Origin of the sequence: Caballeronia sp. ATUFL_F2_KS9A, assembly GCF_023630765.1 — a bacterium.
In the GTDB taxonomy this organism is placed as follows: Bacteria; Pseudomonadota; Gammaproteobacteria; order Burkholderiales; family Burkholderiaceae; genus Caballeronia; species Caballeronia zhejiangensis.
Map to the genome: position 1 here is coordinate 62,630 of NZ_JALQEK010000013.1, position 12,996 is coordinate 75,625.

Here is a 12,996-nt window from a genome sequence, read left to right on the forward strand (position 1 = left end):
CGACCGGAGCGGTCCGCGCATACGAGGCACGGTGAAGCGCTCGCCGCGCGCCGTATGCGGATTTCTCTCCTCGGCCCCTATCTATAAAGGACGTTCGCCTTGGCTACGCTCATTTGCGGCTCGCTCGCCTACGACAACATCATGACTTTCCAGGGGCGCTTCGGCGACCACATCCTGCCGGATCAGGTGCACATGCTGAACATCAGCTTCCTGGTGCCGACGATGCGGCGCAACTTCGGCGGCTGCGCGGGCAACATCGCGTATGCGCTGAAGCTGCTCGGCGGCGATCCGAAGATCATGGCGACGCTCGGCGCGGCGGATGCGCAGCTCTACATCGACCGGCTCGACGCGCTCGGTTTGTCGAAGGAATACGTGCGCGTGCTGGCCGATCAGCACTCGGCGCAATGCTTCATCACGACCGATCTCGCGAACAACCAGATCACCGCGTTCCACCCCGGCGCGATGATGGAATCGCATCTGAACCGCGCCGACGAAGCGCAGGGCATCTCGCTCGGCATCGTCGCACCGGACGGCGCTCAAGGCATGCGCGAGCACGCCGAAGGGCTGGCGCGCGCGGGCGTGCCGTTCGTGTTCGACCCGGGCCAGGGATTGCCGATTCTGGACGGCGTGGAACTTTGTCGCATGATTGAACTCGCCACCTACGTGGCGGTCAACGATTACGAAGCCAAGCTGCTGAGCAACAAGACCGGCTGGTCGATCGAAGACATCAAGAGCCGGGTCGACGCCCTCGTCGTCACGCGTGGCGAACACGGCGCGCAGATCTATCATGAAGATGGCGTGGCCGAGATTCCGGTCGTCGCGGCGCGTCAGGTGGTCGACCCGACCGGTTGCGGCGACGCATTCCGCGGCGGGCTCCTGTACGGCATCGAAAACAAGCTTGGCTGGGAGAAAACGGGTCGTCTCGCGAGTCTGATGGGTTCGCTGAAAATCGAACATCAGGGGCCGCAAACCTACGCGCCGACGCGCGCCGAAATCGAAGAGCGTTTCAAGCAGGCCTTCGGAAGCAGCCTGTTCTGAATGATTGGAGTGAAGGAATGAAAACGGTAAGTCGTATCGCGCTGGCCATGGCGCTCGTCGGCTCGGTGGCGCTGACGGGCTGCGCCTACAACAGCAGTTCGTCGGACGTCTACACGGCGTCGCAGGCGCAGCGTGAGGAAACGGTGCGCATGGCGACCGTCGAAAGCGTGCGCGGCGTGAAGATCAGCTCGAACAACGGCCAGCCTACGGGCCTCGGCACGATCGGCGGCGGCGCGCTCGGCGGCGTCGCGGCGGCGAGTGCGATCGGCGGCGGCAACGGTTCGATCATCGCGGGCATCATCGGCGGGCTGGCTGGCGCCGTCGCGGGCAACGCGGTCGAGAATAGCGTCGCGATGAAGAACGGTCTCGAGATCACCGTGCGCCTCGATAACGGCGACCTGCGCGCGATCACGCAGACCGCGAACGGCGAAGTGTTTCAGGCGGGCGAGCGAGTGCGTCTGTTGTCGAGCGGCGGCGTCACGCGCGTCACTCACTGACGAGGGCATTCAGCGGACAAATAGCGCCGCGTCATCCTAAGAATGCGCATGTATCCAAAGATGCATGCGCTTTTTCTTTTTCGACGCCCCGAGCAAGCGATGAAATTCGTTGGCCGAAGCGAAAAACCCGCCGCCAGGTTTCCCCGACGACGGGTTCAGGCCGGGTAGGCATACCCGGACTAAGGGCACAGCGCACTGTGCCTGGGTGCTGCGTACTGCGAGAGCTTACGGACGGCTGCCCGTCGGGAACGGCCATGCCGCTGCCGGATTCAACGCCGTCTTGACCGCAGCAGCCGGAGCGGCCGGAGCAGGCGCCGAGACGGTCGTTGCCGTCGTGGCAGGAGCGGCAGCCGTAGTCTTCTTCGCAGCAGCGGCCTTCTTGGCCGGAGCCTTTTTCGCGGGGGCCTTCTTCGCAGCGGGTGCGGGCGCAGCAGCAGGCGCAGGCGCAGCGGCTGCGGTCTTCGCAGCAGCCTTTTTCGCGGGAGCCTTTTTCGCAGCGGCCTTCTTCGCTGCGGCCTTCTTCGCCGGCGCCTTCTTCGCCGCGGTCTTCTTCGCCGCGGCCTTCTTCGCAGGCGCCTTCTTGGCTGCGGCCTTCTTCGTCGCTACTTTCTTGGTCGCGACTTTCTTCGCTGCGGCCTTCTTCGCGGGAGCCTTCTTCGCCGCGACCTTCTTTGCAGCAACCTTCTTCGCCGCTACTTTCTTGGTCGCGACTTTCTTCGCTGCGGCCTTCTTCGCGGGTGCCTTCTTCGCCGCGACCTTCTTCGCTGCGACCTTCTTCGCCGCTACTTTCTTCGCTGCAACCTTCTTCACAGCGACCTTCTTGGCCGCAACCTTCTTCGCCGGAGCGGCCTTCTTGGCGGTGACTTTCTTCGCTGCAGCCTTCTTTGCGGCGGGTTTTTTCTTGGCAACTGCCATGGTTTTTCTCCTTCAGGTTTTCAGATGAGAGTCAGTTCAAACAACACCCTTCGTCAAAACCCGCTTCCCACGTGTCGCCTTCTCTATAACGCACGCTACGAAGCGGATTATTCATCGGCGTACGCTGATCCCACCTGCTTACGCTAATGAATACGGCAAGGCGCGCCGTGCCCCGAGGCACCGCGCGCCAAATTGAGTCAGCACCGCTTCTTCGCGGCGCCGGCCATCGCTTGATCGAGCCAGCGAGCATGCCGCTGGCATTTTCCGGGGGGAAGTTTGCCCATCCCTTTTCAGGGAGCGCAAAACGCCTGTCTTCTATTCGGGCCACACGGCCCGCCAAGTCAGTAGGCGCACTTTGCATCAGGCGACCGTTCTCCTAAACCTTGTCGGCCGGGCGCGCGTGAGCGACACGCTGCTGCCCGTCCGTCCCATCGATTTCGTCTGCAACACGTCCTGGATTTTTATTATTCCCAGGTGAGCGCGCCGCCGGTTTGATACTCAATCACGCGTGTCTCGAAGAAGTTGCGTTCCTTCTTCAAGTCGATCATTTCGCTCATCCACGGGAACGGGTTTTCCTCGTTCGGGAAGAGCGGGTCCAGTCCGATCTGCTGGCAACGCCGGTTGCAGATGAACCGCAAGTAGCTCTTGAACATCGACGCGTTCAGGCCGAGAACCCCGCGCGGCATGGTGTCTTCAGCGTAGCGATATTCAAGATCGACAGCCTGCTTGAAGAGCTCGCGGATCTCTGCCTTGAAGTCGGCGGTCCACAGTTGCGGCTCTTCCAGCTTGATCTGGTTGATGAGGTCGATGCCGAAATTGCAGTGCATCGATTCATCGCGGAGGATGTATTGATACTGTTCCGCCGCGCCCGTCATCTTGTTCTGGCGACCCAGCGCCAGAATCTGCGTGAAGCCGACATAGAAGAACAGGCCTTCCATGATGCAGGCGAACACGATCAACGACTTCAGCAATTTCTGGTCCGCTTCGAGCGTGCCGGTCGTGAAGGCCGGGTCGGTCAGCGTGTTGATGAACGGAATCAGAAACTCGTCCTTGTCACGGATCGACTTGACCTCGTGATACGCGTTGAAGATCTCGCTTTCATCGAGACCCAGCGATTCGACGATGTACTGGTACGCGTGCGTGTGGATCGCCTCTTCGAACGCCTGGCGCAGCAGGAACTGGCGGCACTCCGGAGCGGTGATGTGACGGTACGTGCCGAGCACGATGTTGTTCGCGGCGAGCGAGTCCGCCGTGACGAAGAAGCCGAGGTTGCGCTTGACGATGCGGCGCTCGTCGTCCGAGAGACCGTTCGGGTCTTTCCACAGGGCGATGTCGCGCGACATGTTCACTTCCTGCGGCATCCAGTGGTTCGCGCAACCGGCGAGGTACTTCTCCCACGCCCACTTGTACTTGAACGGGACGAGCTGATTGACGTCGGTCTTGCCGTTGATGATGCGCTTGTCGGCGACATTGACGCGCGCTTCGCTTTGCGCGGCGATCGCGCTGGCGGAAGGCGTTGCGGCTGCGGGCGGAACGAAGCCATCGGAAAAGATGTTGTTCGCCTGAGCAATCTGATGGGCAGCTTGATGAGTTGCAGCTTGCGCTGCCTGCGTACCGAAAGTCGTGCCTTGAGCGTTACGCAACGGGTTCTGTTGCGGAGCGCTCGAGGGAGCTACGGCAGTGGTCTCGTCATCCCAGTTGAGCATAAATTCTCACCATCAATTTAGATCGGTTTGTACCATCTTTTCATGAGCGATAAAAGAGTTTGCTCATGAAAATTCTCGTTTTCATGCGATTTAGATTCGACGTTGCTACCTGCATACAACACTTGGCTCGAAGCCGTGTGTGTGAAGCTCGATGCGACATCTCTTGAATCGAGTGTGAAGCGGTCCTGATCGAGTGACTTCCGTGACATCGCAGCGTGCTTTCGCGTGACTTCATCGCTGCTCTGCAAGCCTTGTCGCGCAAGGCTCTGCGGACGACGCTGCTTGTGCGATGCGAAGCACGCGCGCTTCATTGCGAAGATCCGCTCGATGCTGTGTTGCCAAGCGCGAACGCATCGAAGCGTGACGCGTTGCGATCATCGATCGAAGTCTCTCGTCGACCCGCGATGCGATGCAAAACATGCGTCGCGAATCGATGAACGCGCGACCTTCATGCGCTCCTCTTCGATGAGCTTCGATGTGTGTGACCGCACGCACTTCGCATCGCTCGATACACGCTGACGCAAGCACTTCGATGGAGCGTCGATGCCTGCTGCGCGCGTCGAATTCGTTGCCGAAGTTTAGCATTTGACGTCTCGTATTTCCACAATATCTTGTGCTTGCAAATCTCGCTAACACAATCTATAGCGTGTTTACGCGACGATCCGTCTCACACGAAACCGCGCTGCGCAAGGCTCATCGGCCGCGCAACGGATCGAGCAGCGAGCGCAGATTGTTGTGATCGATCTCGTGCATCAACGCGAGCAGGCTGCCGAGTTTGCCTTGTGGAAAACCCTCACGCGCGAACCACGCGAGATAGTGACCGGGCAGATCGGCGATGAGCCTGTCCTTGTATTTGCCATAGGGCATCGTCTGCGTGACGAGACGCTGCAGGTCTTGCGGGTCCATCGCTTCTTCACTCCTCGTTCAATGTTCATCGCACCACGCAGCGCGCTTCGATCCTTCAGCGATTGCTGCATATCGGTGCCATAATCGCCGCTCTTGCCGCCGAGAGTCGATCACGAATCAACATGCCGCTGGCCGTCAAAGCTTTCATTGCCCCTCTCATCGTCGCGTGCGCGATGTTCATGGAAAGCGTCGACGCCAACGTCATCGTTACCGCGATTCCTGAAATGGCGCGCGCGTTTGGACGCGATCCCGTGACGCTGAAGGTTGCGGTCACGAGCTACGTGCTCGGACTCGGCGTCTTCATACCGATCTGCGGATGGGTCGCCGACCGCTTCGGCGCACGCGCCGTGTTCCGCACGGCCATCGGCGTGTTCGTCGTCGGCTCGCTGTTGTGCGCGGCTTCCACATCGCTTGGCCCCTTCACCGTCGCGCGCTTCATCCAGGGCGTCGGCGGCGCGATGATGGTGCCTGTCGGCCGCATCATCATCTTTCGCTCGGTGCGCCGCTCCGAGTTCATACGCGCGATGAACTACCTCTCGGTGCCCGCAATGCTCGGACCAGCGGTCGGGCCGTTGCTCGGCGGCTTCATCACGACGTATCTGCACTGGCGCCTGATCTTTTTCATCAACATCCCGATCGGCATCGCGGGCATCTGGCTGACCAACCGCTATATCGCCAACTCGCACGAGGAACATCCGGGCCGTCTCGACTGGTTCGGTTTCTTTCTCTCCGCGAGCGCGGGCGTGCTGCTGTTGCTCGGGCTCTCGCTCGTCGGCGGCGAACTGATTCCGCAGCGCGTCGCCTTTGCGATGTGCGTCGCCGGCGCGCTGATGGTCGTGCTGTACTGCGTCCACGCGCGACGTGTGGAGAAGCCGCTGCTCGATCTGCGCTTTTTCCGCGTGTCGACGTTTCAGGCGAGCGTGCTCGGCGGTTCGATGTTTCGCATCGGGCTTGGCGCCGTGCCGTTTCTTCTGCCGCTCGCGCTGCAGGAGGGTCTCGGCATGAGCGCGTTCAAGTCCGGCGCGATCACGTGCGCGTCGGCGTTCGGCGGCATGTTCATGCGCTCGTTCGCATCGCGCGTGCTGCATCGCTTCGGCTTCCGTCAGACGCTGTTCTACAACGCGGCGTTGTCGGGTATCGCGATCGCGGCGTGCGGCGCGTTCTTTCCCGGCACGCCGGCCTGGGTGATCTGGGCCGTCGTGCTGCTCGGCGGCTTCTTCCCTGCGTTGCAGTTCACGAGCCTCAACTCGCTTGCTTACGCTGAGATCGAAACACGCGATGTGGGCCGCGCGACGAGCCTTGCTAGCTTCGTGCAGCAGGTTTCGCTCGGGCTCGGCGTGACGATCGCGGGGATCACGCTCGAGCTCTCGCAATATCTGAACGGTCATGCGAGTGTGCAATGGTCGGATTTCTGGCCGGCGTTTGTCGTCGTCGGGCTGTTCTCTTTTCTTTCGATGCCGATTACGGCGCGGCTTTCGCATGATGCTGGGACGGAGATTTCTCGCGGTACGCGGGGGTGAGTTCGCTGTTTTGCGTTTTGTTTCGCCGGATCCCGTGATCGTGTCGGCTCGGTGTTTCGCCGGATCCCGTGATCGTGTCGGCTCGGTGTTTCGCCGGATCCCGTTTTCTTAGTGGTCTATTAGCACTGCCCCTGTGCGGGGCGGCACTCACTTTCTTTGCTGCTGCAAAGAAAGTAAGCAAAGAAAGCAGCTACTGATACGCCCGCGGTCACACGCAATTTGGGTAGTCCTCTCGTCGTTCGTGGGCTGCCTAAAGAGTGTCCTCATAGGCCCCATCGGGCTTGGCTCGCGCACGGTCCGCCATCACTCGCCGCACAACAAACCGGTTCAGCACGAAATGGCTCCGGCCCGCTTCGCGGCCGACCGGCCAATCGGGGAAGCATGCGCTTCTTCACTAACGCCTCCATCTCACTGCAACCGCCGCACGTTGGTTTCCCTCGCATACCCGGCGGCAGCGCGTAGCGCTGTGCCGAAGCTCTTTCGTGCTGAACCAGCGTTCACAACGGTTTCGGGCGGCGGACCGTGCGCGAGCCAAGCCCGGTTATTGTGATGAGGGCACTCATTAGGCGAGTGCCGCCTGGGACGAGAGTACTATCCAAATTGCGTGTGACCGCGGGCCTGAAAAGCTGCTTTCTTTGCTTACTTTCTTTGCAGCAGCAAAGAAAGTGAGTGCCGCCCCGCACAGGGGCAACGCTAATAGACCGACACGAAAGCGGGATCCGGCGAAACCGAAACCAAAACGCAAAGCAAAAAGCAAAAAGCAAAAAGCAAAAAGCAAAAAGCAAAAAGCAAAAAGCAAAAAGCAAAAAGCAAAAACGGACCGGCACCGACCGCTTCCATAAGCAGGAAGCACCCAGCACCGGTCCGCAGAGACCGACTCTCAGCTCAAAAACTTACTGACAAGCCTCACACTCATCGAAGCCCGGATCGCCGGGGCGCATCATACAGACGGGACCATCGGCTTCCTGAGCCGCCTCCACCGCCGGCGCGCTCGCGGCAGCAGCATTGAAGCCACCATTCCCGGCAGCCGACGCCGCACCGCCACCAAACCCGCCAGCCGCACCCGCCCCACCGTCACCGGAAGAAGAAGGCACCGCATTCAACGCACCGTGCGCCACGGTCGACTTCTCGACGTGCGTCGCCGCCATCGTGCGGAGGTAGTACGTCGTCTTGAGACCGCGAATCCAAGCGAGCTTGTAGACCTCGTCGAGCTTCTTGCCCGACGCGCCCGCCATGTAGATGTTCAGCGACTGCGCCTGATCAATCCACTTCTGACGGCGCGACGCCGCTTCCACGAGCCACTTCGGGTCGACTTCGAACGCGGTCGCGTAGATCGCGCGCAGATCGGCCGGAATGCGGTCGATGCGCGAAAGCGTGCCGTCGAAATACTTCAGATCGGACACCATCACTTCGTCCCACAGGCCGCGCGCCTTCAGATCACGCACGAGGTAGTCGTTGACCACCGTGAATTCGCCCGACAGATTCGACTTCACATACAGGTTCTGGAACGTCGGCTCGATACACGCCGACACGCCGATGATGTTCGAAATCGTCGCCGTCGGCGCGATCGCCACGCAGTTCGAGTTGCGCATGCCGTACGTCGAGATGCGCGAGCGCAGTTGCGCCCAGTCCATCGTCTCCGAGGTATCCACTTCGACATAACCGCCGCGCGCCTCGGCCAGGAGCTTCAGCGAATCCTGCGGAAGAATGCCGCGATCCCACAGCGAGCCGCGATACGTCGCGTAACGACCGCGCTCTTCCGCGAGTTCCGTCGACGCGTAGTACGCGTAGTAGCAGACGGCTTCCATCGAACGATCCGCGAACTCGACCGCCTCGCCCGACGCATAAGGCGTGCGCAGCAGATGCAGGCAGTCCTGGAAGCCCATGATGCCCATGCCGACCGGACGATGCTTCAGGTTCGAGTTGCGCGCCTTCGGCACCGCGTAGTAGTTGATGTCGATGACGTTGTCGAGCATGCGCATCGCGACGCTGATCGTGCGCTTGAGCTTCGCGTGATCCAGCGCGTAGCTGCCATCGGCCTGCTTCACCATGTGCGCGACGAGGTTCACCGAGCCCAGATTGCAGACGGCGATTTCCGTCTCGCTCGTGTTCAGCGTGATTTCGGTGCACAGGTTCGACGAGTGCACGACGCCGACGTGCTGCTGCGGCGAACGCACATTGCACGGATCCTTGAACGTGATCCACGGATGGCCCGTCTCGAACAGCATGCCAAGCATCTTGCGCCACAGTTGCGCCGCCGGCAGCTTCTTGAACAGCTTGATTTCGCCGCGCGCGGCTTTCTCTTCGTAAGCGACGTACGCCTTTTCAAAGTCGGCGCCGAACAGATCGTGCAGGTCCGGGCAGGTCGACGGCGAGAACAGCGTCCAGTCGCCGCCTTCGACGACGCGCTTCATGAACAGATCGGGAATCCAGTTCGCCGTGTTCATGTCGTGCGTGCGGCGACGGTCATCGCCGGTGTTCTTGCGCAGCTCGAGGAATTCCTCGATGTCGAGGTGCCACGATTCCAGGTACGCGCACACCGCGCCCTTGCGCTTGCCGCCCTGGTTCACCGCGACGGCCGTGTCGTTCACGACCTTCAGGAACGGCACGACGCCCTGCGACTTGCCGTTCGTGCCCTTGATGTGCGAGCCGAGCGCACGCACGCGCGTCCAGTCGTTGCCGAGGCCGCCCGCGAACTTCGAGAGCAGCGCGTTTTCCTTCAGCGCTTCGTAGATGCCGTCGAGATCGTCGGCGACCGTCGTCAGATAGCACGACGACAATTGCGAGCGATGCGTGCCCGAATTGAAGAGCGTCGGCGTCGACGACATGAAGTCGAACGACGACAGCACGTTATAGAACTCGATCGCGCGCGCTTCACGGTCGATCTCGTTCAGCGACAGGCCCATCGCGACGCGCATGAAGAATGCCTGCGGCAACTCGATGCGCGTGCCGTCGACGTGCAGGAAGTAGCGGTCGTACAGCGTCTGCAGGCCGAGATAGCCGAACTGCAGATCGCGATTCTGATCGAGCGCGGCGCCGAGGCGCTTGAGGTCGAACTGTTGCAGCTTGTCATCCAGCAGGCCGGCTTCGACGCCGCGCTTGATGAACTGCGGGAAGTATTCGGCGTAACGCTCGCCCATTTCGGCTTGCGTCACTTCCTCTTCGAGAATTTCGCGGCGGATCGTGTGCAGCAGGATGCGCGCCGTGACCTGACTGTACGCCGGATCCTTCTCGATCATCGTGCGCGCGGCGAGAATGGCCGAATCGTAGACCTGCGACATCGGCACGCCGTCGTACAGGTTCTTCACCGTCTCCGCGACGATCGGCTCGGCGGACACCGCATCGCCCAGATTCGCGCACGCGGAGACGATCAGCGCCTTCAGCGCTTCGAGATCGAGCGGACGCGTGACGCCGTTGTCCGTCACGTTGATCGCGCCTTCGTGCGACTGCGCGTTTTGCGCGGCCGAGCGCTCTTGCGAACGCTGCTGCGTGCGCTTCTCGCGATACAGCACGTACGCGCGCGCGACGTTGTGCTCGCCGCCGCGCATCAGCGCGAGCTCGACCTGATCCTGAATGTCTTCGATGTGGAAAGTCCCGCCGTGCGGACGGCTGCGCACGAGCGCGCGCACGACGGCTTGCGTCAGTTGCTCGACTTGCTCGCGCACACGCGCCGAAGCTGCGCCCTGACCGCCGTTCACCGCGATGAATGCCTTCGTCACGGCGATCGCGATTTTCGTCGGCTCGAACGACACCACGCTTCCGTTGCGACGGATGACCTTGTAGTCGGCAAACGTCGTGTTCGGCGCGAGCGCCTGAGCGCCCACGCCCTGCGCACCGCTCATCGGCTGTGCGGATGCGCCTTCGAATGAAGTCGTGGCGTTTTCGGTGGTTTGCATGTGCAAAACTCCTGGTGTTCGATTGGTGCGGATGGTCCGCGGATTTATCACTTATGCCGCGCGCGTGACGAACTCGTCGTGAAAGTCGCGCGGTGTTTTGGCGGTCAAGCCGGGCTGTGAATGCAGCAGGCTGAAAACACGAATCGCGGCGCTTACGGCCCGCATTGTCATTGGCGTCTCATGCGGTGCCCGCGTTGGCGCGCGGTGTCGGTCGACGCAATTCGCGCTTGCTTGCATGCCTTCTTCACGGTGCTGCTCGCTGGCGCCCGACGCGCCCGACGCCTCTCTCCTCGCAAAGAGAAACCGTCGCGCGCATCGCCCCGGGCCAGCCAAACTTCTTCTACGCCGGAAAGCCGACGGCGCCGGCTCACTGGAGCGGGCGCCGCGTCAACAACACAAGATCTAGTGCAAAGTACGTCTGTCGGCACCAAGTATAGTGGACAACATCGCAGTCTCAAAAAGTTTTATTTGCCCTGAGTCTGCGGCAGCGGGGTTGACTTTTGCTATAGCAAAGCGCGACAAGGCCTCGCGCGCGACGCTGCTGCGCCGCAACGAGAAAGACCTTACGCAGCGCTCAGATGTTGGATTGAAACGGAAAGAACGACGGCGGCAGCGCGCTGCCGTGACGCAGACGCGACCACTCGAAATGCGGGCCCGGATCGGTCTTGCGGCCGGGCGCGATGTCCGAGTGACCCGCTACTGCGTCGATCGGATAGCGCTTCACCACGACTCGCACGAGCGCGGCGAGCGCGTCGTACTGCGCGTCTTCGAAGGGCACGCGATCGCTGCCTTCGAGCTCGATGCCGATCGAGAAGTCGTTACAGCGCTCGCGCCCGCAGAACGACGAGACGCCCGCGTGCCACGCGCGTTCGTCGCAGGAGACGAACTGCTCGATCGCGCCGCCGCGACGAATCACGAAGTGCGCCGACACGCGCATGCCGCGCAGATGATCGAAGTACGGATGCGCGTCGTGATCGAGCTTGTTGAGGAAGAAATCGGCGATGGCGTTCGTCGTGAAATCGTCGGGCGGCAGGCTGATGTTGTGCACGACGATGAGCGTCGGCACCGCGTCGCCCGGACGCGCCTCGAAGTTCGGCGACGGCAGGCGCGTCGCGTGCGTGAACCAGCCTTGCGCGTCGATATGCGGATCGCGCTGTCTGACGACGTTGGTGTTCATCGTGCGTCGCGTCCGGTCGGACGGGCCGCGTAATGGCGCGCGTGATCGCTGCAGCAGAAGCGCTCGCCCGCGACGATGATCGATTCGCTGCGCGGCGTGTGCACGCCACACTGCGCGCAACGGATGAGCGGATCGGCGAGTTGCGGCGCGCTCGCGGCCGCGCCGTTGCCATGACCGTTGCCACTGCGGGCGCGGCGTGCGTCATGCGCTCCGCCCGCGGTCGCGCCGCCGGCTGGCGCGTCGCCCTGCTGCGCGCGCTCGTTCGCGCGGCGCAGCTTCTTCAGAAGCCACTGGCACAGGAAAAAGAGGACGATCAGAAAGAAGAAATTTCGCATCGATTCAATGCCGATAGATTCAGACGCTCAGACGACCGCGCGATGCAGCAGCACTTCGAACACGAAGCGGCTGCCGACGTACGCGAGCAGCAGCGCGGCGAACGACGCCAGCACCCAGCGCAACGCGGCGCGTCCGCGCCATCCGGAGAGGCGGCGCGCGGTGAGCAATGCGCCGAACATCAACCAGGAGACGAACGCGAACACGGTCTTGTGATCGAAGCGCAGCGCGCGATCGACCAGTTGCTCGTTGAACGCGATGCCCGACACGAGCGTGAGCGTGAGCAGCACGAAGCCCGCCGCGATCAGGCGGAACAGCAGCTTTTCAAGCGTCAGAAGCGGCGGCAGCGTGTCGAGCCAGCTCGCGAGCCAGCCATTGCCGGTATGACGCGTCGCGAGGCCGCGCATGCGCTGCAGGCGGCGTTCGAGCATCAGCATGAGCACGGCGTGCAGCGCGGCGATCGCGAAGAGTCCGTACGCGATGTTCGCGATCAGGAAATGCAGCTTGAACATCGGCGCGGCGGAATACGACAGCACGCGCACGCCGCCGAAGACGAGCGGCAACAGCGACGCGATGCACGCGAGCGGCAATACGAGCAGGCGCAGGCCGTCGAGCGGAAAGAAGAAGCTCTCGATCCAGTAGATGCCCGCGCCGAGCCAGAACATCGCGGAGAGCGCGAACGCGAAGCCGAAGATCATCGCGTTCTGGGGAAAGATGGTCGTGTGCAGCAGGAGGCCGTGCACGAGCAACGCTACTAATAATAGAGCGCGGCCCAATCCGCCCATGTCCGGCGATTTTTTGGCCGCCGCCGGCGATGCGATGCCCGGAGGCACGCCGGCCAGCGCCGGCTCCACGGCCGTGTGGCGATGCGCGCGCCAGCCCGCTACGGCGAGTCCGCCATAGAGAAGCGCAGTGAGGGCATACAGTACAATATCCATGTTCGAAGTTTACACTAGGCCCTTGAATCACGACGTTTTCTCCCTTGCGGCAACGCGGGGCGATTACGTC

The 12,996-nt window shown here is 62.0% G+C and carries 11 protein-coding genes; 3 read left to right on the forward strand and 8 right to left on the reverse strand.

Going from position 1 to position 12,996, the window contains the following annotated elements; all coding sequences use genetic code 11:
- The first annotated feature begins 99 nt into the window (after positions 1-99).
- Both NCS67_RS10890 and NCS67_RS10895 read left to right on the forward strand, forming a co-directional pair.
- Positions 100-1,038: a carbohydrate kinase family protein gene (locus NCS67_RS10890; RefSeq protein ID WP_008342912.1), complete on the forward strand. Its 939-nt coding sequence runs from the start codon at positions 100-102 to the stop codon at positions 1,036-1,038.
- A 17-nt stretch (positions 1,039-1,055) separates the two neighbouring features.
- A complete protein-coding gene (locus NCS67_RS10895; protein WP_008342914.1) occupies positions 1,056-1,535 on the forward strand; it encodes an outer membrane lipoprotein in 480 nt (159 codons plus the stop codon).
- A 225-nt stretch (positions 1,536-1,760) separates the two neighbouring features.
- Here NCS67_RS10895 and NCS67_RS10900 read toward each other — a convergent pair whose 3' ends face one another.
- From NCS67_RS10900 to NCS67_RS10915, 4 genes are all read right to left on the reverse strand, one after another.
- Complete coding sequence (locus tag NCS67_RS10900; RefSeq protein WP_034471475.1) at positions 1,761-2,450, reverse strand: histone H1-like DNA-binding protein; 690 nt, start codon at positions 2,448-2,450, stop codon at positions 1,761-1,763.
- Positions 2,451-2,481: 31 nt separating this feature from the next.
- Entirely contained in the window at positions 2,482-2,811 is a 330-nt protein-coding gene (locus NCS67_RS10905; protein WP_239295166.1) for a hypothetical protein, read from the reverse strand.
- A 103-nt stretch (positions 2,812-2,914) separates the two neighbouring features.
- A complete protein-coding gene (locus tag NCS67_RS10910) occupies positions 2,915-4,156 on the reverse strand; it encodes a ribonucleotide-diphosphate reductase subunit beta (protein WP_008342919.1) in 1,242 nt (413 codons plus the stop codon).
- A gap of 693 nt (positions 4,157-4,849) precedes the next feature.
- The gene (locus NCS67_RS10915) at positions 4,850-5,062 is read right to left on the reverse strand and encodes a DUF3820 family protein (RefSeq protein ID WP_008342924.1); all 213 of its coding nucleotides are present in this window, start codon (positions 5,060-5,062) and stop codon (positions 4,850-4,852) included.
- A 122-nt stretch (positions 5,063-5,184) separates the two neighbouring features.
- Between NCS67_RS10915 and NCS67_RS10920 the strand changes: the two genes are divergently transcribed.
- Positions 5,185-6,582 (forward strand): MFS transporter, encoded by a 1,398-nt coding sequence (locus tag NCS67_RS10920; RefSeq protein ID WP_034471465.1) that lies wholly within the window; start codon positions 5,185-5,187, stop codon positions 6,580-6,582.
- A gap of 893 nt (positions 6,583-7,475) precedes the next feature.
- On the opposite strand, the gene NCS67_RS10925 is transcribed toward NCS67_RS10920, so the two are convergent.
- The 4 genes from NCS67_RS10925 to NCS67_RS10940 all read right to left on the reverse strand — a co-directional run bounded on the left by NCS67_RS10925 (position 7,476) and on the right by NCS67_RS10940 (position 12,926).
- Positions 7,476-10,478, reverse strand: a complete 3,003-nt coding sequence (locus NCS67_RS10925; protein ID WP_008342928.1) for a ribonucleoside-diphosphate reductase subunit alpha — start codon at positions 10,476-10,478, stop codon at positions 7,476-7,478.
- Positions 10,479-11,052: 574 nt separating this feature from the next.
- Positions 11,053-11,655 (reverse strand): 1,6-anhydro-N-acetylmuramyl-L-alanine amidase AmpD, encoded by a 603-nt coding sequence (gene ampD / locus NCS67_RS10930; protein ID WP_051996471.1) that lies wholly within the window; start codon positions 11,653-11,655, stop codon positions 11,053-11,055.
- Positions 11,652-11,990, reverse strand: a complete 339-nt coding sequence (locus NCS67_RS10935; RefSeq protein ID WP_034471463.1) for a PP0621 family protein — start codon at positions 11,988-11,990, stop codon at positions 11,652-11,654. Before NCS67_RS10935 ends, ampD begins: the two co-directional genes overlap by 4 nt.
- A gap of 27 nt (positions 11,991-12,017) precedes the next feature.
- Complete coding sequence (locus tag NCS67_RS10940; protein WP_008342934.1) at positions 12,018-12,926, reverse strand: cytochrome C assembly family protein; 909 nt, start codon at positions 12,924-12,926, stop codon at positions 12,018-12,020.
- Positions 12,927-12,996: the final 70 nt, after the last annotated feature.